This is a genomic window from Paenibacillus auburnensis (assembly GCF_927798115.1).
GTDB classification, from domain to species: Bacteria; Bacillota; Bacilli; order Paenibacillales; family Paenibacillaceae; genus Paenibacillus_AQ; species Paenibacillus_AQ auburnensis.
Window position 1 is genome coordinate 28,609 of the sequence record NZ_CAKMMG010000001.1, and the last position, 25,547, is coordinate 54,155.

19 protein-coding genes and 1 tRNA gene are annotated in these 25,547 nt (G+C 50.4%); 14 read left to right on the forward strand and 6 right to left on the reverse strand.

Annotated features, from left to right (window positions below; translation table 11 throughout):
* Positions 1–45 precede the first annotated feature (45 nt).
* Together L6H70_RS00050 and L6H70_RS00055 are read left to right on the forward strand one after the other, a co-directional pair.
* Positions 46–999 (forward strand): radical SAM protein, encoded by a 954-nt coding sequence (locus L6H70_RS00050; protein ID WP_236328345.1) that lies wholly within the window; start codon positions 46–48, stop codon positions 997–999.
* Positions 1,000–1,363: 364 nt separating this feature from the next.
* Complete coding sequence (locus L6H70_RS00055) at positions 1,364–1,825, forward strand: hypothetical protein (protein ID WP_236328346.1); 462 nt, start codon at positions 1,364–1,366, stop codon at positions 1,823–1,825.
* Between the two features lie 99 nt (positions 1,826–1,924).
* On the opposite strand, the gene L6H70_RS00060 is transcribed toward L6H70_RS00055, so the two are convergent.
* A complete protein-coding gene (locus L6H70_RS00060) occupies positions 1,925–2,152 on the reverse strand; it encodes a KGG domain-containing protein (RefSeq protein WP_236328347.1) in 228 nt (75 codons plus the stop codon).
* Between the two features lie 327 nt (positions 2,153–2,479).
* Here L6H70_RS00060 and L6H70_RS00065 point away from each other — a divergent pair, with 327 nt between their 5' ends.
* The 5 genes from L6H70_RS00065 (at position 2,480) to L6H70_RS00085 (ending at position 10,646) form a co-directional block, all read left to right on the forward strand.
* The gene (locus L6H70_RS00065) at positions 2,480–4,501 is read left to right on the forward strand and encodes a methyl-accepting chemotaxis protein (RefSeq protein WP_236328348.1); all 2,022 of its coding nucleotides are present in this window, start codon (positions 2,480–2,482) and stop codon (positions 4,499–4,501) included.
* A 180-nt stretch (positions 4,502–4,681) separates the two neighbouring features.
* A complete protein-coding gene (locus L6H70_RS00070) occupies positions 4,682–5,920 on the forward strand; it encodes a helix-turn-helix domain-containing protein (RefSeq protein ID WP_236328349.1) in 1,239 nt (412 codons plus the stop codon).
* Positions 5,921–6,310: 390 nt separating this feature from the next.
* Positions 6,311–7,147, forward strand: a complete 837-nt coding sequence (gene licT, locus L6H70_RS00075) for a BglG family transcription antiterminator LicT (protein ID WP_236328350.1) — start codon at positions 6,311–6,313, stop codon at positions 7,145–7,147.
* 116 nt (positions 7,148–7,263) lie between these two features.
* A complete protein-coding gene (locus L6H70_RS00080) occupies positions 7,264–9,159 on the forward strand; it encodes a beta-glucoside-specific PTS transporter subunit IIABC (RefSeq protein ID WP_236328351.1) in 1,896 nt (631 codons plus the stop codon).
* Between the two features lie 26 nt (positions 9,160–9,185).
* Positions 9,186–10,646, forward strand: a complete 1,461-nt coding sequence (locus L6H70_RS00085) for a 6-phospho-beta-glucosidase (protein WP_236328352.1) — start codon at positions 9,186–9,188, stop codon at positions 10,644–10,646.
* Between the two features lie 141 nt (positions 10,647–10,787).
* On the opposite strand, the gene L6H70_RS00090 is transcribed toward L6H70_RS00085, so the two are convergent.
* Positions 10,788–12,062, reverse strand: a complete 1,275-nt coding sequence (locus L6H70_RS00090; RefSeq protein ID WP_236328353.1) for a histidine--tRNA ligase — start codon at positions 12,060–12,062, stop codon at positions 10,788–10,790.
* Positions 12,063–12,397: 335 nt separating this feature from the next.
* Between L6H70_RS00090 and L6H70_RS00095 the strand changes: the two genes are divergently transcribed.
* From L6H70_RS00095 to L6H70_RS00105, 3 genes are all read left to right on the forward strand, one after another.
* Positions 12,398–13,060: an HD domain-containing protein gene (locus tag L6H70_RS00095; RefSeq protein WP_236328354.1), complete on the forward strand. Its 663-nt coding sequence runs from the start codon at positions 12,398–12,400 to the stop codon at positions 13,058–13,060.
* A 33-nt stretch (positions 13,061–13,093) separates the two neighbouring features.
* Positions 13,094–14,539: a DEAD/DEAH box helicase gene (locus L6H70_RS00100; protein ID WP_236328355.1), complete on the forward strand. Its 1,446-nt coding sequence runs from the start codon at positions 13,094–13,096 to the stop codon at positions 14,537–14,539.
* 203 nt (positions 14,540–14,742) lie between these two features.
* On the forward strand, positions 14,743–15,978 hold the full coding sequence (locus L6H70_RS00105; RefSeq protein ID WP_236328356.1) for a M20 family metallopeptidase: 1,236 nt from the start codon (positions 14,743–14,745) through the stop codon (positions 15,976–15,978).
* A 106-nt stretch (positions 15,979–16,084) separates the two neighbouring features.
* Here the strand turns inward: L6H70_RS00105 and L6H70_RS00110 are convergent, their stop codons facing one another.
* Positions 16,085–17,800 (reverse strand): ABC transporter ATP-binding protein, encoded by a 1,716-nt coding sequence (locus L6H70_RS00110; RefSeq protein ID WP_236333017.1) that lies wholly within the window; start codon positions 17,798–17,800, stop codon positions 16,085–16,087.
* A gap of 207 nt (positions 17,801–18,007) precedes the next feature.
* On the opposite strand from L6H70_RS00110, the gene L6H70_RS00115 reads away from it, so the two are divergent.
* Positions 18,008–18,109, forward strand: a complete 102-nt coding sequence (locus L6H70_RS00115) for a sporulation protein YjcZ (RefSeq protein ID WP_197071419.1) — start codon at positions 18,008–18,010, stop codon at positions 18,107–18,109.
* Positions 18,110–18,311: 202 nt separating this feature from the next.
* A complete protein-coding gene (locus L6H70_RS00120) occupies positions 18,312–19,541 on the forward strand; it encodes a CynX/NimT family MFS transporter (protein ID WP_236328357.1) in 1,230 nt (409 codons plus the stop codon).
* A gap of 65 nt (positions 19,542–19,606) precedes the next feature.
* On the opposite strand, the gene L6H70_RS00125 is transcribed toward L6H70_RS00120, so the two are convergent.
* From L6H70_RS00125 to L6H70_RS00135, 3 genes are all read right to left on the reverse strand, one after another.
* Positions 19,607–20,365: a class I SAM-dependent methyltransferase gene (locus L6H70_RS00125; RefSeq protein ID WP_236328358.1), complete on the reverse strand. Its 759-nt coding sequence runs from the start codon at positions 20,363–20,365 to the stop codon at positions 19,607–19,609.
* 112 nt (positions 20,366–20,477) lie between these two features.
* Positions 20,478–21,107: a LysE family translocator gene (locus L6H70_RS00130; RefSeq protein WP_236328359.1), complete on the reverse strand. Its 630-nt coding sequence runs from the start codon at positions 21,105–21,107 to the stop codon at positions 20,478–20,480.
* Positions 21,104–21,571, reverse strand: coding sequence for an Lrp/AsnC family transcriptional regulator (locus tag L6H70_RS00135; protein WP_236328360.1), 468 nt, complete (start codon positions 21,569–21,571; stop codon positions 21,104–21,106). Before L6H70_RS00135 ends, L6H70_RS00130 begins: the two co-directional genes overlap by 4 nt.
* A gap of 208 nt (positions 21,572–21,779) precedes the next feature.
* Here L6H70_RS00135 and L6H70_RS00140 point away from each other — a divergent pair.
* Both L6H70_RS00140 and L6H70_RS00145 read left to right on the forward strand, forming a co-directional pair.
* Positions 21,780–21,863 (forward strand) — tRNA-Leu (locus L6H70_RS00140).
* A 215-nt stretch (positions 21,864–22,078) separates the two neighbouring features.
* The gene (locus L6H70_RS00145) at positions 22,079–25,543 is read left to right on the forward strand and encodes a PAS domain-containing hybrid sensor histidine kinase/response regulator (RefSeq protein WP_236328361.1); all 3,465 of its coding nucleotides are present in this window, start codon (positions 22,079–22,081) and stop codon (positions 25,541–25,543) included.
* The last annotated feature ends 4 nt before the right edge of the window (positions 25,544–25,547 follow it).

The following is a 25,547-nucleotide window of genomic DNA, read 5'->3' on the forward strand; positions in this document are numbered from 1 at the left end:
TGACCCTAAAGCAGAATATCTTATTTTTCAGGAGGACTATAGAGCATGAGCATTAAATATAAAGCACTGGAGCTGGATAAACCGCTGACTTACGAGCTGGAGGGCCTTGAGGTCGGTGTAACTTCAAACTGCAATTTCCGCTGTGATTACTGCTGCGCATACAATAGAAATGACGGGCAGAGTATTAACGGCAAGGAGGTTATCCGCATCCTGGAGGAGCTTCCGGGACTTAAGCGCGTCCGGTTATCCGGCGGCGAGGTGACACTGAAATTCGAGGACTGTGTGGAGATTGTGACCTACTGCTCCTCACGCGGGATTCAGACTCAGCTGAACTCTAACGGCAGTCTGCTGAATGCGGCCCGGATTCAGGAGCTGGTAACGGCCGGACTGACTACAATACATATTTCGTTTAATTTTACGACCGCTGAGGCGTTCTCGAATTATTATAATATTCATCCTAGTGTCTATGACAAAATTAGAGAGAACATCACCATGTTTGCCAAAACAGACGTGAATGTGGTTCTGGAAACCCTGCTGTTCAATGAAACGCAGGACAATATGCAGGAAATCAGCGACCATGTCTATGCGATGGGTGTACGGACGCATGAGATTCAGAACAGTATTATTATGGGTCACACCGGCTGGAAGGCGATCGCCGCGCAGGAGCAATTGAAGAATGCCGTTGCGGAGCTAATTGCTAACCGTAAAGAGGATACTACACTTTACTTCACCTGTATGGACCGGTTTATGGATAAGCTGGGTTTTGCAGAGCAGCCGGGCGTGTATTTCCCGCACTGTATTGAAGGCAAGAAACAGCTGCACCTGCACGGGAATGGCGACATCCTGATTTCCGAGCTGTGCCATCCGGTTATCATCGGCAATATTTATAACGGAACCTCACTGAATGAGCTGTATACCAACATGCCGGCACCGCTTTCGCAATTTTTGGAGAAGCTGCCTTGCCCCGCACTGGATGCTCTATTCCCGCAAGAAGTTTAAAGCGTTCGAATTCACATCCGCAATTACACAAGGGCCGCGGCGATTCTGCCGTGGTCTTTTAATTTATATATGTAAAGTCATGAACGTGTAACATATTTCTGTAATACTTTCCGATCAAACTGAAAATTTTCATGTATAATCATCAGCATGTTTACGGGTTTTTACTATTGCTGCTGGCCTGCATTTTCCAGGGGAGCTGCGGATTGGGTGATCTTCTCCGTCGTTGGCATCCTGCATATACAGGCGACGTTTTTCTATACAAGCATACAGATTCAGTGTTCTGCTGCCGAAATAATAAATACGGAATACACGAAACATTACACTGCAACTGCTATCCTTTCCTAAAAGCTATGCGGCAAAGAAGGTGAATAAACTGAAGGATCAATTGTTTCATCAGGTAGTAAGTGAGCTGCTAATGCGGTCTAACAGCCGGGTCCAAGTGAAAATAGAGGCTTGCTTCCCCGGAAAACGGCTGGTCGGCGGCAAATATCATATGGGCAGTCACACAGTTTACCTATATAAAGCAGAGATCAAGGAGCAATGCATCCGTTTATTCGGGTCTCTGGACCGGTTGGACGAATATATTGCGGTCATTTTTGCCCATGAACTCGGGCACTCGGAAGACAAGGAGCTGAATGAGCTTGCCGCTCTTCTCGACAGCCCCCTTTCGGACAGGGAAGAAGCAGAGATCTGTTTGCACCTAGAAAAAAATGCATGGCGATATGCCCGGTGTCTGCTGAGTCATATGGACCCGCTTTTTATAGATCATATTGTTGGAGAATCCCTGTCAGGCTATTATCAGAGGCTCGAACTTAATACCGCCTGAGAATTCTTAATATTAATCAAACAGGGCCAAACCTTATAAGGTTTGGCCCTGTTTGATTAATTCCTGTTACCTGTACATTTCAAGTTAATATATTATAAATTAATTATCATTGTTACGCTGGCGTGCTCTGGCTTCTCCGCCTTTGCGGCCTGCTTCTTCACGGCTCATTTTGCCTTCATTGCCGTCGCTGTTCTCACTTCTTGCTTGTCCACCTTCACGGCCAATTTCCTGGTAGAATTCACGATCATGATTTTTGGCTGTTGCTTCCCCACCCTTACGTCCTGCTTCTTCACGGCTCATCTTATCATTCTGGTTGTTTTGTGCCATTACGAAATTCACTCCTCAGGTTGTGGTATGGTGTTGCATTGTTAATTTACCCGTTCCCTGTAAAACGAAACAGCAGTCCCTTTCTCTTAACGAGAAGAGGGACTTTTTGCTCAACTTGCTGGACGGCGGCCAAGGTTTTGTTAACGGAGTGTAAATTAAACCTTAAATTTCGACAAAGTATGATAATTTTCACCGAATTCCCCCATGTCATATTAACTATCAACAAGAATAATCCGATAATAAATTAAACTATATTACATTATTTAGGGTGTTTAACAAGCTAGGATTAGACGAGGGCGGAAGGATGTTGAGAAGATGAAGATTCGGATGAAGCTATCAGTTATGATGATCGCTGTAACAATGATTTCAACAGCACTAATGGGGATTTTTACGTATAACAAATCTACCAGTACGATTCTGAATCTCACCGATGCCTCTATGGGGCAAGTCAATACCAACAAAGCACAGACGATTGAAGCGATGATCGACAAAGAAAAGCGGAGCATACAGCTGGTAGCCGGGGAAACAGAAATCGCCGAAGTGCTACTGGAAGAACAATCCGGTGCATTAGCCGCTGGCGATGAGCTTCAGACCGAGGTTAATACCAAGCTGCAGGCTTTGGTCAAGGATGCAGGCAACCTGGAGCATATGTTTGTGGTCAATATGAAAGGAATCATTGTTGCGGATAGCGATACCAAGCTTTTGGGCGCGGATCTAAGTGAACGGAATTATACAATCAATGTCTTGAAGACGGCTGCACCGGTGGTTAGCGAAACGCTCAAGTCCAAGTCTACAGGAGCTTATGTACTTGCTTTTGTACATCCGGTAACCAGCGGTGGCAAGATGATCGGGTTCGTCGCTTCAGCGGTGAATGCGAACAGTATTATTAAGTATCTGGCCGATGCCAAGGTGGCGAATGCGCCTTCCTCTTATGCCTATCTGGTGGATGAGACTGGAAATATACTCTATCATCCGGATGAGGCCAAGATCGGAACACCGGTAGAGAACGCGCAGATTAAAGGGGTTGTAGAGCAGGTAAAAGCCGGGAAAACCGTTAAAGACGGTAACGTGCAGTATCTTTACAAGGGCGCCGAGAAAAAAGCAGCCTTTACCGTATTGCCTAATACGAATTGGACGCTGGTTCTGACTGGTGACCTGGACGAAATTACAGAACCGGTTCAAAACATGACGAACTATATCCTTCTGCTGGGGATCGGGAGCCTGCTGGTTACCCTGCTGATCGGGATCATTGTGGCCACCCGGATCTCATCGCCGATTATTAAGCTGACCGAGCTGATTAATAAGACGGCTGAGCTGGACCTGAAATACGATAAGCAGTATGAGCATCTGGTGAAAAATAAAGATGAGACCGGAACGATCGCCAAGGCGATGTTCCACACACGGGCGGTACTGCGGGAGATGGCCGGAAGCCTGGTGACGATCTCTGCCAAAGTGCTGGATAATGCAGAGACACTTGAGAAGCTCTCCATTGATGTACGAGAGAATGCTCATGACAATTCGGCTACTACAGAGCAGCTGTCGGCAGGCATGGAAGAGACGGCGGCATCTACGCAGGAAATGACTGCAGCAATCCACGAAGTTGAGAATAATGTGCGCATGATCTCCAGCCGCGTCAAAGAAGGCGCTGGAGTATCCAGTGGTATCACTGAGCGTGCATTGGTACTTCAGCAGGATGCCCTTACATCCACCGACAATGCCAAACGGATCTATGAATCCGTGCGGGTTGAAATGGAGAAAGCCATTGAGCAGTCGGGGGCCATCAATGAAATTAACGTGCTCGCCGATACGATTCTCTCTATCACCAGCCAGACGAATCTGCTTGCGCTGAATGCGGCTATTGAAGCCGCGCGGGCAGGAGAGGCCGGCCGGGGCTTCGCTGTCGTGGCGGGTGAAATCCGCAAGCTGGCGGAGAAATCCTCTGAGACGGCTGCGGGCATCCAGGGCGTCGTCAAAAATGTATATTCCTCTGTGGAGCAGATGAAAGAGCATTCTGAGGCTATGCTAGTTTTTATAGATCAGAATGTATTAAGCGACTACGAACGGTTAACCGAAGTCAGCCAGCAGTATAATGATGATGCCTCCACGATCAACCAGCTGATGGGGCAATTCGAGGAAGCTGCCGATCATCTGAACGAGACCGTGTCCAGTATTGCCATAGCAGTCAATGAGGTTGCGGCTACCGTGAATGAGGGAGCGATCGGTGTGCAGGATATTGCAGAAAAAACTGCCGATATCGTTGAGAAGACCTTCCATGAAGCAACTATGGCTGACGAGAATACCCAGAGCGCCAAAGAGCTGCAGGGACTGGTGGAAAAGTTCAAAATATAAGCAATATTTTACCCCGCCGCGAATCCGGCGGGGTTTTTCGCCTCTCTTTTCAAATAAATTTGGGTTTTGCGGGTTCTTCCTGTTTTTTTGGTCCATAATGATAGTAAGGAATGCGTTTTCCGCCGGAATATGGGAACAGAGAGGATTAATGCTGCTTCTGTTATAGGGGGTGATACGGCTATGTTTGAGATTAGCCAGGTAGAGGAAGAACAGCAGGGGAGCAGCCAGGTGCGGCAGCTGCAGGAGAGCTTTTTGCAGCAGATGGTCAAGGAGGATTGGCTCAGTGCGGAACCGGTCAGAACCCGGCTGCGCCAGCTCAAGCTGTCTGTGCTTGCGGGAGAGGGTTTGAAACTGCGGTATGCTGCAATCGAACTGAAGGTGCCGCAAGAGCTGATGGCTTCCAGGCACAAGCACCGGCTGCTTACGGGTACACTATTACAGAAGCTGTGCCGGGAGACGGCAGGCGGATGGAAGCATATTTACCCCTTCGGTGATGAAGCTGATCCGCTGCGGATGTATTTCCTGATTCCTTCGAAAGAGGGAGTGGAGCATGCAAACCGTACCGAACGTTTCATAGAGGAGCTGCTACAGAAACTTAAGGATATTATGGAGCTGGATTGCTCTTGTGCAGCTGGAATGGAAGTGAAAGGCCTGAAGCGGGTGAAAAATGCGTTTGCTTCCTGCCTGTGCGCCTTACACAGAACCAATACGTCAGTCTCAGAGAGTTGGGTAGAAGCCGGGACGGGTATGGTGATGACCTGGTTGTCCCCTGAAGAAGAGCGCAGGCTGGCGCAAATGATAGAACAAGCGGATTTAGCTGCTTATGAGCGGGAACTGGAACTTCTTTTTGAGGTCGGTGAACAGGAACAAATACCGTTTGACATCTCCATGTATAGGGCCATGCGGCTGCTGCTGCTCCTGACAGCAATAGCCCGTAAATTTGAATGCAGTGGCACGGCCTTAGGGAAGTTTATGTGGAACAGCCACAAGACACTGGCTGCCTGTACCTCTCCTGAGGAACTGAAGCAGCAGCTGCATGAACGGGGACTGCTGGTAATGGAAGAAGTTACGCTGGCACGTAAGTCCAGCAGTAGCGCTCTACCCGAAGCGGTCAGAAGATATATGGAACGCAACTATGGCTGTGAGCTGCCGCTTGCTGCTGCAGCACAGCTGTTCGGCTTGGAGGAACATAGCCTGTCACGCCAGTTCAAACAGCATGTGGGCATTCCACTGGCCGATTATGTTACCAAGATCAGAATGGCCAAAGCGGAGCAGCTGCTGCAGGCTGACGGTCTGAAGCTCCCGGAGCTGGCGCTGCTCGTCGGTTATTCCAGTCTGAGCCATTTTGTCAGCGCCTTCAAAAAATTCTGCGGCAAAAGCCCCAAGGAGTATCGCGAACGGATCCAGAGAACCCGCTAACAGCATACGCAAGCACCGGAGGCAGCCTTACAGCGGGGGCTTCTCCGGTTAACTTGGTTGAATATTACAAGCAGGACTGGTGTGATATGGCAATAAAGAAAGCGCATACTTTTCTCTTGCTAAATCAATAAATTGATGGTATTCTGACTTTGGGATTGTTACTGAAAAGGCAAAACCCAGGACATGTGTTGAGACATGTTTTGGGTTTTGCCTTTTTTTAATCTCACCACTTGTACTCACGATGGTTACAGAACTTAGGAAACGGAGTGGGTGATGTTGAAATCCTAATCTATATGGAAGCGCTTAACATTGTCGGCTGGCCTGAGTTTTTTCGTCCAGTGTCTAAATCCTGCGGGTACATTATTTAGGGATATGGAGGAGGCAGCTTGGATGATTATCAAAAAAATCTTTAACAACAACGCCATTGTAGCTAAAGATTCGCAGAAGCAGGAATTTGTAGTCATGGGCTGCGGGCTTGGCTTCAAAAAGAGCATTGGAGACGCTGTGGACGAAAGCTTAATTGAGAAGGTCTTTATACTCAAGCAAAAGGAAGCTTCCGAGAGATTTAAGCTCCTGCTGGAGGATGTCCCTTCAGAGTACGTATCACTATGCTACGACATCATAGAATACGGCAAGAATATGCTGCAGGTGCCTCTAAGCGAATATATCTATGTTACACTCACGGATCACATTCATAATACATTCAAAATGTATGACGAAGGGATCCAGAACCCCAATCCGCTGATTTGGGAAATCAAAAAAATCTACCCGAAAGAATTTGCAGTCGGCTTAAAAGCACTGGAGTTCATTAAAGATTCTGCCGGTAAAGAGCTGTCGGAAGATGAAGCGGGGAACATCGCCCTTCATTTAATCAATGCCCAGATCAACAGCTCGTATCATAAAACATCCGATGTGGCCGGCCAGACCCAGAAGATTCAGGACATTCTGAACATCATCAAATACACCTACAATATCACTCTGGATGAGAAATCAATCAGCTTTGAAAGATTTATAACCCACCTGCGCTTCTACTTCCAGCGGATTCACCAGAAGAAGAAGATGGAGCTGGAGGATGACTTCTTACTAAAGCAAGTCAAGGCCAAATATAAGAATGCTTACAACTGTATGCTGAAAATAGAGAAGTACTTGAACACCGAACTGTCGGATGAGGAAAAGCTGTACCTGACCATTCACGTGCACCGTGTAACAGATCAGGCAACTGAATAACTATTTTGGATTGTTACTGGTAAAGCAGGCGAGACCAAAATAGATAGTATGCTCTGTATGCTATCTATTAGGTCTCGTCTTTTTTTATAAGAAATTTGAAATGAGGAGCGGTCAACATGAAATACGAAAAGCTGGCTAAAGAGATTATCAAGAACGTCGGCGGCAAAGAGAACGTAAGCAGTCTGACGCATTGTATCACCCGATTACGCTTCAAATTAATAGATGAGAGCAAGGCGAATACGGAAATTCTCAAGAACATGGACGGCATCGTGACGGTAATCCAGAGCGGAGGCCAGTATCAGGTGGTAATCGGCAACCATGTGCCAGAGGTGTATGCGGATGTCTCGGCGATCGGCGGTTTTCAGTCGGCCGCTGCAGAGTCCCCGGACGAGAAAATCGGCTTGTTCAATAAATTTATAGATATTATCTCAGGAGTGTTTACTCCGGCACTTGGTGTATTGTGTGCGACCGGTATGATCAAAGGCTTTACCGCTTTGTTCCTGTCTCTAGGCTTGCTGACCAGCACCTCTGGAACCTATCAGATTCTTAATGCAATCGGAGACTGCTTATTCTATTTCTTCCCGATCTTCCTGGGATATACATCAGCCAAAAAGTTCAATGCCAACATATTCCTGGGGATGGCGATCGGGGCAACGCTGGTCTATCCTACCTTTTCTTCAATAACGGCTTCGGGACAACCGCTGTACACCCTGTTTAGCGGCAGCGTCATTGAGTCACCTGTGTACCTGACCTTCCTTGGGATTCCGGTGATCTTAATGAGCTATTCTTCAAGCGTTATTCCGATTATCCTCTCGACCTATGTGGGGGCTAAGATTGAAGCCTTGTTTAAAAAGATTATTCCGAGCGTAGTGCGCACCTTCCTGGTTCCCTTCTGCACGCTGCTCATTATTGTTCCTCTGGCGCTGATTGTGATTGGACCGGTTGCCACCTGGGCAGGCCAGCTGCTTGGCGCAGGTACATTGTTTATTTATAATCTGAGTCCGGTTATTGCCGGCATTCTGCTCGGTGCCTTCTGGCAAGTATTTGTTATCTTCGGCCTGCACTGGGGGTTTGTACCGATTGCGATCAACAACCTTACTGTGCTGAAATATGATCCGATTCTGGCTGGTGTATTCGGAGCTTCCTTTGCCCAGACAGGTGTTGTACTCGCGATTCTGCTGCGGACCAAAAACATAAAATTGAAATCGCTTTCTATTCCAGCGGTCATCTCCGGGATCTTCGGGGTTACAGAGCCGGCTATTTACGGGATTACCCTGCCGCGCAAGAAGCCGTTTGTTCTAAGCTGTATAGCAGCGGGAGTCGGCGGCGGAATTATCGGCCTGATGGGAACCAAGGGATATATCCTGGGCGGACTGGGGATTTTCGGAATCCCGAGCTATATCAGTCCGGAGGGGATGGACGCAGGATTTTACGGGGCAATCATCGGGATTACAGTGAGCTTTGTGCTCGGATTCCTGCTGATGTACTTCGGCGGATTTAAGGACGATGTGGTCAAAGATCAGCCTGCAGATGGCCCTAAGGGAGAAATTCTAGTTAAGCAGGAGACCGTAAGCAGCCCGTTAAAAGGCGAGGTTGTCGCGCTTTCTGACGTAAAGGATGAAGCATTCTCCACAGGAGCGCTGGGCAAAGGGATTGCTATCGAACCCGCGGAAGGCAAGGTGTTTTCTCCGGTAGACGGTGTATTGACCTCACTATTCTCATCCGGGCATGCGATTGGAATCACCAGCGATCATGGGGTGGACATCCTGATTCACGTCGGCAAGGATACCGTTAAGCTGAAGGGAAAACATTTCACACCCCGAGTGAAACAAGGGGACACCGTAAAAAAGGGAGACCTGCTTATGGAATTTGATATGGAAGCGATTCGGGCGGCAGGCTACATCCTGACTACACCTGTTATCGTCTCTAATTCGAATAATTACCTGGATGTCATTGAAACCGGGAAGAAGTCTATCGGCTACAAAGAAGATTTGTTAACGGTAATGATCTAAACAACCTTATAAGGAGGAAATAAACTATGCAACCATTGAATAAGCGTTTTCCGGAAGGATTTCTATGGGGGGGAGCGACAGCCGCGAATCAGCTGGAGGGCGGTTACAACGAGGGCGGCAAAGGCTTAAGCACTGCGGATGTCATCACAGCTGGAACACACACGACACCCCGCAAAATAACACCGGTGCTGGAGCAGGGGATGAACTACCCGAGTCATGAGGCGATAGATTTTTACCGCCATTATAAAGAAGATATCCGGCTGTTTGCAGAAATGGGCTTCAAAGTCTTCCGGATGTCCATGGCCTGGTCGAGAATTTTCCCGAACGGGGATGATGCGCAGCCGAATGAAGCTGGCTTGAAGTTCTATGACGATGTGTTTGCTGAACTGAAAAAGTATAATATCGAGCCGCTCGTCACCATTTCCCATTACGAAGCTCCGTTTCATCTGGCGCAGAAATACAACGGCTGGTCTGACCGCAGGGTTGCCGATTTCTATGTGAACTATTGTGAAGTGATCTTTAACCGCTATAAAGATGTGGTGAAATACTGGCTGACCTTTAATGAAATCAATATTCTGACCATGCCTTTTGGCTCCTTTATGGCCGGAGCGATCTTACCGGACGGGAATACGGAGTTCGGTCATACCGCGGGTGCTGCGGAAGATGAAGCCTTGAGATACCAGGCGCTGCATCACCAGTTTCTCGCCAGTGCAAGAGCAGTGAAGCTGGGGCATTCCATTCATCCGGATTTCAAAATAGGCTGCATGATCGCGTATATGTGCTCCTACCCACTGACCTGCAATCCTGAAGACATTATACTCGCGCAGCAAAAGGATAACTTAACTAACTTCCTCTGCTCCGATGTGCAGGTCCGGGGAGCGTATCCCGGCTTTGCCAAACGCTATTTTGCAGATAAGGGAATTGAAATCGCCATGGGTGAGCAGGATGAACAGATTTTGCAGGAGGGCCGGGTCGATTTTTATACCTGCAGCTACTACTCATCCACTTGTGTGAGCGCGGATCCGGAACAGGAGAAAATTGGCGGCAACCTGTCCATGGGGCTGAAGAATCCTTACTTGAAGGCTAGTGCCTGGGAATGGCAGATTGATCCGAAGGGTCTCAGATGGTCTCTGAACAACATCTACAACCGTTACCAGATTCCGATGATGGTGGTAGAGAACGGTCTCGGCGCAGTTGATACTGTGGAAGAGGACGGAACTATTAATGATGATTACCGGATTGATTACCTCAGGGGCCATATAGCGGAAATGAAGGAAGCCGTAGCGGACGGAGTTGAACTGATCGGTTATACACCATGGGGCTGTATCGATCTGGTGAGTGCAGGGACAGGTGAAATGAAGAAGCGTTACGGCTTCATCTATGTAGATAAAGACAATGATGGACAAGGAACGCTGGCCAGATCACGCAAGAAGAGCTTCGGCTGGTACAAGCAAGTAATTGAGAGCAATGGGGAAGAGCTGGAATAAGCATTCAGGCAGCCAGAAATAGAACGGAAAAGCAGCCGTATCAGACGAAGGTCTGGTACGGCTGGTGTGCTTTAAGCCCACGGATATTCAATAGCATTCACCAGCCTCACAAACCCGATCTTCAGAAGGTTCAGTCCGGCCTTAACCCGAAATAACCATCTTCGCTTCTTCTGCTGTAACCACTTGCTCTGTTTGCAGCGCCATATCCTTCAGTCGCAGTTTACCCAGCTCTGCTTCGCTCTCTCCGATCAGCAGACAATACCGGATGCCCTTGGCAGAGGCTGAGGCGAGCGTTTTTTTGAGCTTGCGTTTACCTGGATCCACACTGACCCGGATGCCGGCATTCCGCAGTTCTGCTGCGGCCAGTAGTGCCTGCGGCATAGTCTCACCAATCGGTACGATCAGCACAGCGGAATATTCCTCCTGAACCGGGCGCTCCCCGATCAGCGCCATGATCGACTCCATCCCGAAAGAAATACCCACTGTCGGATACGGGATGTCATCGCGTCCCACCAGCTTGCCGATGATGTCATCATACCGTCCGCCGCCGCCAAGGCTGGAGGGATAACCGCCTGTGGCATCGAAAATTTCATATACCGTTCCGGTATAAAAGGATAAGCCCCGTGAAAGGAACGGGTCGAACATGCAAACAGCAGAGAGTCCGGTGGCATCAATCAGCTGCTGCAGCGCCAGTACTTCAAGAGCTCCGGGCTGACCGGTTAGTCCATAGCTGTCTGCCAGACTTTCGAAGTCTGTTTTGTCTGTCATCAGCAGTTCAGTAATGCCGAGTAGCGCTTCCGCAGACAAGCTTTTCCCGCGCAGCTCTGCCAGCACACCCTGGATGCCGATTTTGGCTAGCTTATCCAAAGTCAGCATCACGGACAGGCTGTCTTCCGCAGGAACGCCGGCCGCCGACAGAATTTCACCAAGGAACCGGCGGTTATTCCATTTGAGGACGACCGGAATCTCCAGCCGGCGGAAGACTTCCGCGGCCAGCTGCATCAGCTCGGCTTCGGCCTGCGGGCCGGCAATTCCGACCACATCGGCATCGCATTGCAGGAACTCGCGCAGCCGGCCTTTTTTGACCGGGCCATCACGGAATACCTTGCCAATCTCATAACGTTTATAGGGAAATTCGATACCCGGATTCAGCGCGATTACTTTGGCGAATGGGATCGTCAGATCATAACGGAGTCCTAGAGAACGCCCGCCTTGATCCGTCAACTGGTACATTTCGCGGAGAATTTCGTCCCCGCCGGCATATTTGGAGGTCAATAGCTCCAGCTCATTCAGCATTGTAGTCTCCATCGGTTCAAAATCATACAGGCCGAACAGTTCGCGCAGCGTACCCTGTACCTTTTGTCTGACCGCCTGCTCCCGTCCGAAATAATCATAGGTTCCTTTAATATTTTGCATATTACGCAGCTCCCTTATGGTGTGGCCTAAGCCTGATTTCCGGAATTTCCGGCAAAACAAAAAACGCGCCGGACCTCATGGTCCTGCGCGTTTCATATTCCGCAGGGAGGTCAAACGCAAAATGCGTTAGCCCTCCCTGAACTGATTCAGGTGTGCTAACGCTGCTTGTGATGATGAAGCTGATTCTGTATGATGGAAATGCTGTTTATGAGGTTCATAGGAAAAAGCTCCCTTCAGATTTAGATTACTGCACATTATAACGGATGAAGATACGCCATGCAAGCAGCAATTTCAGCATTAAACCGGATTGACTTATACGAAAAGGGGAATTATTTATGGATAATCAACAATGGATAGCAGCAGCCGAAGACTTTGCCAAATCGGAGCTGAGCCGGGACACTACAGGCCATGACTGGTTTCATACAGACCGTGTGCGGAATACGGCTGCGCTGATTGCCGGGATGGAGGGGGCCGATGTCCTCACCTGCACCATCGCCGCACTGCTGCATGATGTGGCTGACGAGAAGCTCAATACATCCAAGGAAGCGGGACTGCTTAAAGTACATAACTGGCTGGAACAGCATCTCGCAGATGAGGAGAGAATCAGACATATTATGTTGATTATCGAAACAATGTCTTTCAGTGGCGGCGGAGGGACGCCTATGTCTACACTTGAAGGACAATGTGTGCAGGATGCGGACCGGCTGGATGCGCTTGGGGCAATAGGTATTGCGAGAACGATGGTTTTTTCGGGGGCAAAAGGACGGCCGGTCTATGATCCGGATCTCACGCCGCGCGATGAATCGCTGCAGAAGGAATACCGTGATTACTCCAAGGGGACGGCGGTCAATCATTTTTATGAGAAGCTGCTGAAGCTGAAAGACCTGATGAATACATCCTATGGACGCAAGTTGGCCGAGGAACGGCATGATTTCATGTTGCTGTATCTGGAGCAATTTTATAAGGAATGGAATCAGGGCAGCCAGAAGCTGCTATAATGAGACCATGCTTAACACGGAAGGAACAACTACATGAGTGAATTACAATTTAGAGACTATGATTTAAATGAAGAGATTATCAAGGCACTGGACGTTCTGGGCTATCATAGCCCGACCGAAGTACAGAGCAAGGTCATTCCGGCCGCGCTGAAGGGTCAGGATCTGATCGTCAAATCCCAGACCGGCAGCGGCAAAACGGCTTCGTTCGGCATCCCGGTCTGTGAGCTGGTGGACTGGGCAGAGAACAAACCGCAGGTTCTGGTACTTACTCCGACACGGGAATTAGCTGCACAGGTCAAAGAAGACATTACCAATATCGGACGTTTTAAGCGGATCAAAGCGGTGGCTCTATTCGGCAAGCAGCCGTTTGCCCCGCAGAAGATTGAGCTGACACAAAAAACGCATGTTGTCGTAGGCACGCCTGGACGGGTGTTTGACCATATCGAGCGCGGCACCTTGCCTCTGAACCGGATCAAGACCCTTGTGATTGACGAAGCGGATGAAATGCTCAGCATGGGCTTCATCGAGCAGATTGAGAAGATCATCCAGCAGCTGCCGCGGGAGCGGGTCACGATGCTGTTCTCGGCGACTTTGCCGGAGGCTGTGAAGAACCTCTGCCGCAAATATATGACGCAGCCGCTGGATATTGAGATCGAAGCTGCCGGGCTGACTACTGCATCTATTGAGCATGCCCTGATTGAAGTAAGACAGGCAGCCAAGTTCGCGCTCTTGCTTGATCTGCTGACGGTGGAAAATCCGGACAGCTGCATTATTTTTTGCCGCACCCAGGATCAGGTGAATGCGCTGTTCCGGGGGATGGCCGATCAGGAGCTTCCGGTGGACAAGATCCACGGGGGGATGATGCAGGACGAACGGTTTGAAGTGATGAATGCTTTTAAGAGAGGCCAGTTCCGCTATCTGATCGCTACGGATGTTGCGGCCCGGGGCATTGATATCGAGAACATTACCCATGTGATCAACTATGATATCCCGATGGAAAAAGAGAGCTATGTGCACCGCACCGGCCGGACAGCCCGCGCAGGCAAAAGCGGCAAAGCCATCACGCTGGTTACGCCAAATGAACATAAATGGGTGGCGGACATTGAAGGATACATCGGCTTCAGCATTCCGGTGATGAAGGCTCCGTCCGAAGATGCCGTGGCCTATGCCAAACCGGCTTTTGAGCAGAAACTCGGCAAGCAGCAGGTACGCAAGGTTGGCAAGACTGAGGTGATGAACCAGAACATCATGAAGCTATATTTCAATGGCGGCAAGAAAAAGAAGCTCAGAGCTGTCGATTTCGTCGGCACCATTGCGAAGCTTGAGGGCATCACCGCCGATGATATCGGGATCATTACTATTCAGGATAACGTGACTTATGTAGATATTCTCAACGGCAAAGGTGCATTGGTGCTGCAGGCGATGAGGGAGACTACGGTAAAAGGCAAGCTGCTTAAGGTGCATATTGCGAAAAAATAACAAGATGTAATAGCTGGTAGACGGAAGCAATATCCGGTGTCGCCTCATTTCGCTGTGGATGGTATGCCATTCATGGACTGAAATGGGGCTTTTTCGTGTATAAACGCTGGGAACGTGATATTTTCGGCTGCATCCTGCTCCCGTATAGCGTACATTTCAACATAACTATTGCGGGTTTACGCTGCCAAAGGGGATGTGGAAGAATGATAGATGTCAGAAGCCGGGAAGTCGCGGTTCCCTTTCTGCAAAGCTTGATTCAAGTGGATACCTGCAATCCGCCCGGGAATGAACACCGTTTGTCCCTGCTGCTGCAGGATTTTTTGCGGAAGGCTGGGCTTGACAGCAGGATCAGCAGTATCGGTGGGATTGAGCAGGGGCGCAGCAATCTGGAGGCCGTGTTTCCAGGCGACGGAGGCCGGAAGCTGATGTTCTGCGGCCATCTGGATACCGTCAGCCCGTGGACGGCCGAAGCCGGGAAATACCACCCGCATGGCGCGGTTATCGATAACGGCAAGATGTACGGCCGGGGAACCTCTGATATGAAAAGCGGCCTGGCAGCCATGCTGCTTGCCGCCGTTTCGCTGCACCAGGACGGCATCCGGCTGGGAGGCGATCTGATCTTTCTGGCGACAGCCGGGGAAGAGGTTGACAGCTGCGGGGCCAGGCAGTATGCCGAGCAGCACAGCCTGTCGGAGCTGGATGGCCTGGTCATCGCCGAACCGACAGGCAGCCGCGTTGCTGTCGGACATAAAGGTGCGCTATGGCTGCGGATTTCGCTGTTCGGGCGTAGCGCCCACGGCTCCATGCCACAGCTTGGCCTGAATGCCGTGGAGGGCATGATGGAAGTGATCGCACTGCTTCACCAACATGCGCTGGAGTGGCAGGCCCATGATCCGGTGCTGGGGTCAAGCAGCCTGTCAGTCAACAAAATTGATGGCGGTGTGCAGACCAATGTCATTCCCGACCGCTGCACCATCGACGTGGATATCCGGACCGTTCCGCCGCTCCTGCATGAAGAGCTGCTTAGCGAAATCACGGCCAAGCTGGAAGAGATGAAGCAGCTTCACTCCGGCTACCGCTATCAGGTGGAAGAACTGCTGGACCGAAGTGTTGTTTACACTGATCCCGTTGAGGAATTGATCCGAATTGCGCTGGAGCTCGCAGGAAAGACGGGCGGCGCTGGCGGACAATCCGGTGAGGAAGAAGTGCATAGGAAGGCTGCTGCAAACGCAACTGACACTGCTGTACGCGGGGTATCTTATTATACGGATGCCTCTGTACTCCATGATCACGGAAGACTGCCCGTGCTGATCTATGGCCCCGGTGATCCCGGGCTTGCTCATCAGCCGGATGAGTGGGTCGATATTGAAGCTTATCTGGATTCGATTGAGTTCTACCGTAAGCTGGCCGTCTCCTACCTTGGAGTTATCAGGGATTAGGCTGTGTCTGCTTATCACGCTCAAAAACAACCTTCCGCCAGCAGCCGATGAGGCTCCGAAGCAGAAGGTTGTTTTTGGGTTCATTATTTATTTTTATAAAAAGGATTTACGCATGATATTGCGCCTGATACAGGCGGCTGTATGTCCCTCCGGCATTCACCAGCTCCTCATGGCGGCCTTCCTCGGAGATGCCGTCCTCGTTCACGACGATGATCCGGTCGGCATTTTTGATCGTCGTAAGACGGTGGGCGATTACCAGGGTAGTGCGCCCCACAGACAGCTCAGCCAGTGACTGCTGGATTGCGGCTTCCGTCTCGGTATCGAGGGCTGAAGTAGCTTCGTCCAGAATCAGAATCGGCGGGTTCTTCAGGAACATCCGGGCGATGGCCAGCCGCTGCTTTTGCCCGCCGGACAGCTTCACACCACGTTCTCCGATCACCGTGTCCATGCCTTCCGGCAGGCTGTTGATCAGGTCCTCCAGATGGGCCCGCCGGGCAGCTTGCCAGATTTCCGGCAGCTCCGCCTCCAGCTTGCCGTAGGCGATGTTCTCACGGATGGTCCCGGAGAAAAGGAATACATCCTGCTGTACAATCCCGATCTGCCTGCGCAGCGAATTCAGTTTTATATCGCGGATATCTGTACCGTCAATGGAGATGGAGCCGCCGGTAACATCGTAGAAGCGGGGTAGCAGGCTGCAGATCGTTGTTTTGCCGGCACCGGAGGGTCCGACAAAGGCAATCGTTTCGCCGGCATTTACCTTCAGGCTGATCTCCTGCAGCACCGGACGGGCGGCATCATAGCCAAAGCTGACATTGCTGAAGAGAATGTCGCCGCGCAGGGTACCGGCCGGGGCCGCACCCGGCTTATCCGCAATATCCGGCTCGGTATCCATAATTTCCAGATACCGCTTGAAGCCGGCGATGCCTTTCGGATAGCTCTCGATTACGGCATTGATCTTCTCGATCGGCCGGAAAAACACATTGGCCAGCAGAATGAAGGCGACAAATTCCCCGATTTCAAGCTCCCCTTGAATGAAGAACCAGGCCCCGCAGACCATGACCACAATTGTAATCAGACGCGTCATCATATAACTGACCGACGAGCTTTTGGCCATCAGCTTGTAAGCCATCAGCTTCGTTTGACGGAACATTTGATTGTCGGCAGCGAACAGCACCTTCTCATGTTCTTCATTGGCAAAGGACTGGACCACACGGATACCGCCGACATTGTCTTCGATCCGGGCATTGAAATTACCTACATTGCCGAAAAGCTGGTGGTAGGTGGAGGTCATATTGCGTCCGAAATGAATAATGACCCAGGCCATAACCGGCACAATAATGAAGGTGATGACAGCCAGCTTCAGATTGATGTCTGCCATTAAAATAAAGGCTCCGATTAGCGTCATCACAGCGATAAATACATCTTCAGGCCCATGATGCGCCACTTCGCCGATATCATTGAGGTCATTGGTGATCCGGCCGATCAGATGACCGGTTTTATGATTGTCGAAGAAGCGGAAAGAGAGCTTCTGGATATGATCAAACATTTTTTTACGCATATTGGTTTCGATATTGATTCCCAGCATATGTCCCCAATACGTGACCACATAATTCATGGCAGTGTTCAGGGCGTAGATGGCAAGTAGGGCAACACAGGCCATGAGAATCAGCGGCCAGTCCTGTCCGGGCAACAGATTATCAATAAATGTATTCACAGCCACCGGGAAGGCAAGCTCCAGCAGACCCGCACCTACCGCACAGGTGAAGTCGAGAATAAACAGCTTTTTGTAGGGGCGGTAATAGGAGAAAAAACGACGCAGCATCTCTTTTTCACTCATTTCTGTTGTAATATGCATTGTCAGTTGAGAGTCATTCTCAACTATTCTTATTCTTAGGATACTAAAGAGGACTTAGAGTTTTGTCAACCTTTCCAATGTAGGGAATGAGCAGCATTTAATGCCTTTTCACCCAGTCCGGCCTGGCCGTTTTCGCATATTTTATCAGTATTCAAGTGCAAAGGAGGAGTTAACATGAGCGAAAATGTCGGCGGATACAGCCCGTTCACTTCTACTGGCGCGATTCTGGTTTTGTTCATCCTGCTGGTAATCATCACTAAATCCCTCTGGGTATAAGGTTAGATGGTCTTATCCCGAAGCTGCCGGTCCTTATGGGCCGGCAGCTTCTTTACATAGGGGTGCCTGGAAGAGGAGCTGAAATCTTTATGCAATTACAGTCATGTAAGGTTATAATAATACAATGTGCGTTGACATAGGGCAGTAATCCCTGACAAGCCCGGGTTTGTCAGGGATTTGCGCTGCAACCGGGAGGAACATCATGACTGCAAAACCGCAAGACCAAACCTTACTGAATCCGGACATATCCCGTCCTGATGCCGGATCCGGCCGCTTCCTGCTGGTGCTGGGTATTCTGTTTGTTGCCGCAGCACTGCGTGCTCCATTCACCTCTGTCGGGCCGCTGCTGGGACAGATTCGTGACGATCTGGGCTTGACCAATACACTCGCGGGGTTCATTACTACTTTGCCGCTGCTGGCCTTTGCGCTGTTATCACCTTTTGCGCCGCAGCTTGCCCGCAGGTATGGTCTGGGGAAAATTCTGCTGCTGGCTATGCTGGCGTTATCGATAGGAATTCTGCTCCGCTCAGTGGCGGGAGCTGTTACCTTCTTTGCAGGCACGGCGCTAATTGGACTGGCAATTGCCGTCTGCAATGTGCTGCTTCCCGGACTGATCAAGGGCAGATTTCCTGCACGGATCGGTCTGATGACTGGTATGTATACAGTTTCCATGAATCTTTGTGCAGCCGCGGCTTCTGGCTTCAGTGTGCCGCTTGCCGGTATTGATGGCTTCGGGTGGCGGGGAACGCTCTCGCTGTGGTTTATTGTCGCTGTCTTGGCTACGGTGTTCTGGATTCCTCAAATGAAGAATCTGGTTCAAGGCAACGGGACCCGTTCAGCTGCTGCCACTGTCACCATATGGCGTTCACCGCTTGCATGGCAGGTAACGCTGTTTATGGGTCTGCAATCTTTGCTCTACTATGTTCTGATTGCCTGGTTTTCGGTGATCTTAAGTGAACGGGGCATGTCTTCCGGCCATGCCGGCTGGATTCTGTCGTTGATGCAGCTGGCCCAGCTGCCGTTTACATTTTTTGTACCTCTATGGGCGGGAAGATTGAAGAATCAGCGGGGGCTTGTTCTGATCACCTCCATGTTGTTCATCTTCGGCATTCTCGGAATCTGGCTTGGCGGCAGCCGGTGGATGGCGCTGTGGGCGGTATGCATCGGTATCGCCGGCGGGTTCGCCTTCGGCCTCGCGATGATGTTCTTCAGCCTGCGGACCCGCACGACTCAGGAGGCAAGTGAGCTCTCGGGGATGGCCCAGTCTGTCGGATATCTGCTGGCTGCCGCAGGTCCGGCATTGTTCGGGCTGCTGCATGATGCGACGCGTAGCTGGAATGCTCCACTGGCCCTGCTGGCAGGGGCAAGCCTGCTGCTATTCGTTGTAGGGATGGGAGCCGGAGGAGACAGGTATGTAGGGGAACAGACATAGCCGTTTGCTACACGTAATCACTAAAGGAGCGCACCGGAAGGAACTATTCCGGTGCGCTCTTATTTTTACCGTTTCATGGCCGATACACGGATTCTCCGGTAATCCATTACCCAGACTCCATCATAGAACAGCTGGGGCTTCAGCTCCTTTTCCAGGAACTTCAGTACTTCTTCACACTGCGGAGGCGTCAGCACACTAAGTATTCCGTCAGCAAAAGTATTCAGCCAGCGCCTAAGTCCCTGCTCACCGCCGGTGAGTGTGGTCGGACGGTCATAGCAGAGTGCGAGGCTGGCAGTCAGCCCATGCTGCTCCAGCAGTGTTGTGTACTCCGCGATGCCGGGGAAATACCAGGGCAGCACTAGCTTATCGGCGCAGCCGATAGCCTCGAAGGCGAGCGGCAGTCCGTTAATGACCGAGGCAATATTGCCCTGACCACCGAATTCAGCGATGAAGCGGCCGCCAGTACGCAGGCTTGCAGCAATGCTCGCCGCAGCTCCTTCTGCATCCTTCAGCCAGTGCAGCGCTGCATTGCTGAAGATAGCATCCGCTAGTGGGTCTGCAGTATAATCCTGGCCATCGGCTAGGATGAACGCCAGCTCCGGGTGCTTGCTGCGGGCAGCAGCGATCATCTCAGGTGAAGCATCGATCCCGGTGACGGCTGCGCCATAACCTGCGATGGCAGCAGCCAAGTCCCCAGTGCCGCAGCCCCAGTCCAGGATTCGTTCTCCGGGCAGCGGCTTAAGCAGTTCAACAAGTGATTCGCCGTATTGTGAGACAAAAGCCATATCCGTATCATAGGTTCCGGTATTCCATTGCTGATTCATGCGGGAGCTCCTTTCGGGTTGCACAGGAATACTATTGTTGTAACACAGGACGCTCTTATAAGTGAAATATATGGATGTAATAGAGTTTATTGTCTTTGCCTATCAGTGGGGGTCAAGCCGGAAATCCATTCCCCAGATTGAATATAGCGGATATAATCCCGTATAAGCTGAACAGAATCAGGATGAGGGCTGAGGCCAGACTCAGAGTGCGGGTGAAGGACACAGGCAGCCTGCTGCTGATCCATAATATGACCGAAGTCAGGAGCAGCCACCAGAAAAATGAACCGAAGGCAATACCGGCCGGGAGCAGAAGTGAACTGCCAATGGTGCTGCCGAGTGAAGCGGCGAGTGCCATAAAGCTTAGGATCGTCGCCGGATTAGCCATGGTCAGGAGGAAGGAAGAGATCATGCAATAAAGAACTCCGCTGTGTCCGGTTTCCGGACGGGATTCAGCAGCACCATTCCGCAAGCCTCTGACTCCAAGGTAGCCGATAAACAATGAACCCAGGAATTTGAGGGGGAATTCATAAACAGAAGTGAATTCATTCACAATCCTGAAGCTTGAAACAGTCACCAGAGCATAACAGGTATCTGCCAGAGCGATCCCTGCTCCGGTAGCAAGACCTGCGAGTAAACCCAGCCTCAGTGTCCTGTTCATGCATAGAATAGACATGGGTCCGACAGGGGCGGCAATGATGAAGCCGAAGCTAAAGCCGCCGATCAGTGCAGACCAGAGGGTCATGGCTCACGGTCCCCGGGCGGCAGAGGAACATTCGGTGTTTCCTTCACCGTACCCAAAATAATGGTCGTCCGGGTGCGTACAATCCCCGGAAGACTCTTCAGCTCTTCGCTGATGATCCGGTCAAGATCCCGTGTTCCGCGGCAGCGGATCTTAAGTACATAGTCGTCATCGCCTGCGGTGTGATGACACTCCTGAATTTCCGGGAGCTTCTGCACCAGCTCCAGAAAAGCCTGCCGGTGTGCCGGGCGCTCAAGCGATACTGCTACTAGTGCAGCCAGTCCATAGCCAGTTGATTCGGCATCTATCAGCGCCGTGTAGCCTTTGATCACTCCCTGTTCTTCCAGACGCCTTACGCGGTCAGCAGCTGCCGGAGAGGAGAGGCCCAGCAATCCGGCCAGCTCGGCCCAAGTTATTCTTCCGTTAGCCATCAGTGCCTTGATGATCTTGTGATCTAAAGAATCCATGCTTATCATCCTTTCTTTAGTAAGTTTTTTGATAATATATCTTATTTAAGTTTATATTACAAGGTAGAATTCATCTAAAACCTTATATTTATCAAAATTAATATTCTTTTAGTAATTAAATTAAGGTTAATAAAAAACCTGTTGCAATTGTGTTGCAAAGAGAGTATATTCTTAATTACGGTGATTGAATCACTGAAGTACATAATATGCGGTCGTGGCGGAATTGGCAGACGCGCACGGTTCAGGTCCGTGTGGTAGCAATATCGTGGAGGTTCGAGTCCTCTCGACCGCATCAATAGTTTCAACTAAACCCTTCTAACGAAGGGTTTTTTCATTTTTTCCGGCACATTAAGACCATCTTACAGTCATTCCGGTGACAAAGGGGCGGTTTTTTTGTGCCTTAGCAGCTGCACTTTACAGGACTTCATATCTAGGGCGTGTTGGCCGAAAAAAAGGTATAATGTTTATAATTTAAGACCCCCGACTTTTACTGAGGAGGCATTATCATTGTCCGACACTCTTTATAAAACACTATATTTGCGCTCTTCTACAGGCTTTGCCGTCGTTTCCCTGGAGGACGGGACGATCCGGCTGGCCAACCCTGCCTTATGCAAGATGTTCGGATATACGGAGGAGGAGTTTAAAGGTCTCCGGTATATGGATATTGCTTGTGCAGAAGAAAAGGACCGGGCGGACCAGGACCGTGTGATGAAGCTTTTGCTGCATAGCCCCGGCGCGGCTGTAGACAGCGAAGAACGGTTTTTGCGTAAAAACGGAGAAATGTTCTGGGTATCGCTGCATTTATTTCTGACCTTTGAGGAAAATGCCGAAGCCCCTACATATATGATTGCGGAATTGACCGATATTACGGAACGCAAGCAGGCGGAAAAGAAGATCAGGGAGGAGCATAATCTCTATAATCTGATTACGCAAAATACACCGGATATGATCTCGCTGGCTTATCCTGACGGCACTATATTTTATGTATCTCCCTCTGTAGAGAGAATGCTGGGATATCCCGCCTCAGATATGATCGGCAAAAAAAGACCGGAGTTCTATCATGAGGAAGACGCTCATGAGATGAGGGAGCACGGGAAGCTCTTTTCGGACAACGATGTGTTTACCCGCAGAGTACGGCATAAAAACGGGGATTATTTGTGGATTGAGAGCTCTTTTCAGGTGATGCGTAATTCAAACGGTGAAGTGGAGCAGGTGCTCACGGTTGCCCGGGATATTACAGTGCGGAAGAAGTATGAAGAGATGCTGGCGAACGCCCAGTTCCTGGCAAAGATGGGCTCCTGGGAGTGGGATCATGCCGGCAAGCAGCTGACCGCCTCAAGGGAAATGCGCCATATTTTCGGACATACTGATGATAACAGCAACCATTCCTTATATGACCCTGAGCTTATTATGAGCTGTATTGATCCGGAGGATTTGCCCGGGGTAATTCAAGCGATACTGGATTGTTTGGAGCACGGGGGAAGCGGAAGCAAGGTGTTCCGGATTACTTCAGCTGACGGTGTGAAGAAATTTATAGATGCCCATTGGAAAACTGCGCTGGATGCTTCAGGGAACATGCGTTATATCAGCGGTGTGATTCAGGATGTGACCGTACAAGTGATGATGGAGGCGCAGCTGCGGGAAAGCGAGCATAATTACCGGCTGATTTCGGAGAATACTCAGGATTTCATTACAAGGAATGCCTCGGATGAGGAAGCTACTTATCTGTATGCTTCCCCTGTATGCCAGCAGATGTTCGGATTTACCCCGGAAGAATTGATAGGTACCGCCGGGATGAGTTATGTTCATCCGGAGGATAAAGACAGAGTGCAGGCATATCGGATTGAAGGCGGGAACGGGAAGCAGCTTGAACCGATCGTTTTCCGTTTCCGGTGTAAAGACGGCACGTATATGTGGGTGGAGACCACGCTTCGCCATATCACCTCTGGGACTGGTGGAGCACCCGAGATCATCGGCGTGACACGTAATGTTTCGGAGCGCAAGCAGTATGAGCTTAAAATGATGGAAAGTGAGAACCGCTACAAATCCCTGTTCGAATATAATCCCTCCGCAATTATTGCGATGGATCTGGAGGGCTGCATTCAATCACTGAATGCCAGTCTCCAGTATCTGACCGGTTATTCCCGCGAGAGTCTGCTGCATTCGTCCTACAGTGAGCTTATTGACTTGGATGAACTGGATTTTGTGTCAGACCGGTTCAAGCTCGCTGCCAGCGGTGTGGCTCAGACCTTTGAGAGCCGGCTGATTCACAGGGACGGCCATGCTGTTGAGGTAAGTATGATTTATGTTCCGATTCTGCTGGACTCCCGGGTTGTCGGGGTGTTTGCCATTACGAGCGATATTACGGAGCGCAAACGCCATCTGGAGCAGATCGAAAAGCTAAGCTATGAGCATGCGCTCATCCTGAATTCAGTCACCGAGGGTATTTTCGGGATGAGTCTTGAAGGTGAAACGGTGTTCATTAACCCTGCTGCCTCTGCGATGCTGGGTTATGGTCCGGGGGAGCTGGGAGGAAGCATTGCACTGCACTCGATACAGCAGACCTGGCTGGACGGCGAGCCCTACCCGGGAGGCGGCAAGACACTGCCGGAATGGTTCTCCGAGCATCTGTCCTACGAAGAGAAGGAAGGGGTATTCTGGAGACGGGACGGCTCCAGTTTTCTCGTCAAATACCGGATGACCCCGCTGTTCGACAATGGGGAGCGCAAGGGCGTTGTTGTGGTATTCCGCGATATTACTGAGGAAAAGGCTATTGTGCGTGCCAAGGAATCGGCGGAGCAGGCGGACCGGGCAAAATCGGAGTTTCTGGCGATCATGAGCCATGAGCTGCGCACACCGATGAACGGGATTATCGGGATGGCCGATTTGCTCGCCGGAACGGAACTGAGTGAAGAGCAGCAGTATTATACGCAAATCATTAATAAAAGCGGCGCATCACTCCTGCATATTCTGAATGAGGTACTTGATTTCAGCAAAATTGAGGCGGGGATGATGTCCATCGAGCTGCAGGCGGTCGATCTCCGTCAGGTCATGACCCATGTCACCGAAATTTTTTACCCCCGGGTAAAGGAAAAGGGCCTTAAACTGCATGCAGAGATTGATCCTGCGCTTCCGCAGCTTCTGGTGACCGATGAAGGACGGCTTCGCCAGATTCTTATTAATCTCGTAGGGAATGCAGTGAAATTTACCGAAGAAGGGTCAGTCAGTCTTTCTGTGAAGCTGGAAACGTTCAGGGAGCCTGCACAGGCGATTCTCAAGTTCACTGTCAAGGATACCGGCATTGGCATTCCGCAAGCCAGCCAAGGCCTGCTGTTCCAATCTTTTTCCCAGCTGCATCCATCCATTAACCGCAAGTATGGCGGGACTGGACTTGGGCTTGCGATCAGCAAAAAGCTGGTCGAGCTGCTGGGCGGAGCGATTGGGGTCGACAGCCAGGAGGATGAAGGATCGGAATTCTACTTCACCATTGAAGCATTAATCCCGCAGCAGTCTACCCAGGGAATCATTACTGCAGGCACCGGGGATAAACAGATAAAAGTGAAAAACAGACGTTCAGAGTACTCTATAGGCGAATTCGGACCGCTCTCGATTCTGATTGCCGAAGATCATCCGGTGAACCTGCAAATTTTGCAGGTCTATCTGAAGAAGCGGGGATATGCGGCCGATGTGGCTCTGAATGGTCAGCAGGCTGTTGAGGCGGTGCGCTTGCATCACTATGATCTGATCTTTATGGATATTCAAATGCCGCTTATGGATGGTATTGAGGCTACGATGAAAATAAGGGAGGAACACGGGCTGTATCCGGTGATTGTAGCAGCTACGGCTTTTGCCCAAAAAGAAGACAGGGAGCTGTGTCTGAAAGTAGGCATGCAGGACTTCATCTCCAAACCGATCCGTACGGAGGAGCTGGACAGAGTGCTGCGGGAATGGTCGGCCCAAATCCGCAGATAGGGTA

What these genes read in the sequence shown, in the direction of transcription:
- L6H70_RS00125 (WP_236328358.1), bottom strand. Translation starts at nt 20,365, where the DNA reads ATGAATCAGCAATGGAATACCGGAACCTATGATACGGATATGGCTTTT.
- licT (WP_236328350.1), top strand. Translation starts at nt 6,311, where the DNA reads ATGATTATCAAAAAAATCTTTAACAACAACGCCATTGTAGCTAAAGAT.
- L6H70_RS00130 (WP_236328359.1), bottom strand. Translation starts at nt 21,107, where the DNA reads ATGACCCTCTGGTCTGCACTGATCGGCGGCTTTAGCTTCGGCTTCATC.
- L6H70_RS00115 (WP_197071419.1), top strand. Translation starts at nt 18,008, where the DNA reads ATGAGCGAAAATGTCGGCGGATACAGCCCGTTCACTTCTACTGGCGCG.
- L6H70_RS00070 (WP_236328349.1), top strand. Translation starts at nt 4,682, where the DNA reads ATGTTTGAGATTAGCCAGGTAGAGGAAGAACAGCAGGGGAGCAGCCAG.
- L6H70_RS00085 (WP_236328352.1), top strand. Translation starts at nt 9,186, where the DNA reads ATGCAACCATTGAATAAGCGTTTTCCGGAAGGATTTCTATGGGGGGGA.
- L6H70_RS00065 (WP_236328348.1), top strand. Translation starts at nt 2,480, where the DNA reads ATGAAGCTATCAGTTATGATGATCGCTGTAACAATGATTTCAACAGCA.
- L6H70_RS00100 (WP_236328355.1), top strand. Translation starts at nt 13,094, where the DNA reads ATGAGTGAATTACAATTTAGAGACTATGATTTAAATGAAGAGATTATC.
- L6H70_RS00090 (WP_236328353.1), bottom strand. Translation starts at nt 12,062, where the DNA reads ATGCAAAATATTAAAGGAACCTATGATTATTTCGGACGGGAGCAGGCG.
- L6H70_RS00095 (WP_236328354.1), top strand. Translation starts at nt 12,398, where the DNA reads ATGGATAATCAACAATGGATAGCAGCAGCCGAAGACTTTGCCAAATCG.
- L6H70_RS00050 (WP_236328345.1), top strand. Translation starts at nt 46, where the DNA reads ATGAGCATTAAATATAAAGCACTGGAGCTGGATAAACCGCTGACTTAC.
- L6H70_RS00105 (WP_236328356.1), top strand. Translation starts at nt 14,743, where the DNA reads ATGATAGATGTCAGAAGCCGGGAAGTCGCGGTTCCCTTTCTGCAAAGC.
- L6H70_RS00110 (WP_236333017.1), bottom strand. Translation starts at nt 17,800, where the DNA reads ATGCTGCGTCGTTTTTTCTCCTATTACCGCCCCTACAAAAAGCTGTTT.
- L6H70_RS00135 (WP_236328360.1), bottom strand. Translation starts at nt 21,571, where the DNA reads ATGGATTCTTTAGATCACAAGATCATCAAGGCACTGATGGCTAACGGA.
- L6H70_RS00120 (WP_236328357.1), top strand. Translation starts at nt 18,312, where the DNA reads ATGACTGCAAAACCGCAAGACCAAACCTTACTGAATCCGGACATATCC.
- L6H70_RS00080 (WP_236328351.1), top strand. Translation starts at nt 7,264, where the DNA reads ATGAAATACGAAAAGCTGGCTAAAGAGATTATCAAGAACGTCGGCGGC.
- L6H70_RS00060 (WP_236328347.1), bottom strand. Translation starts at nt 2,152, where the DNA reads ATGGCACAAAACAACCAGAATGATAAGATGAGCCGTGAAGAAGCAGGA.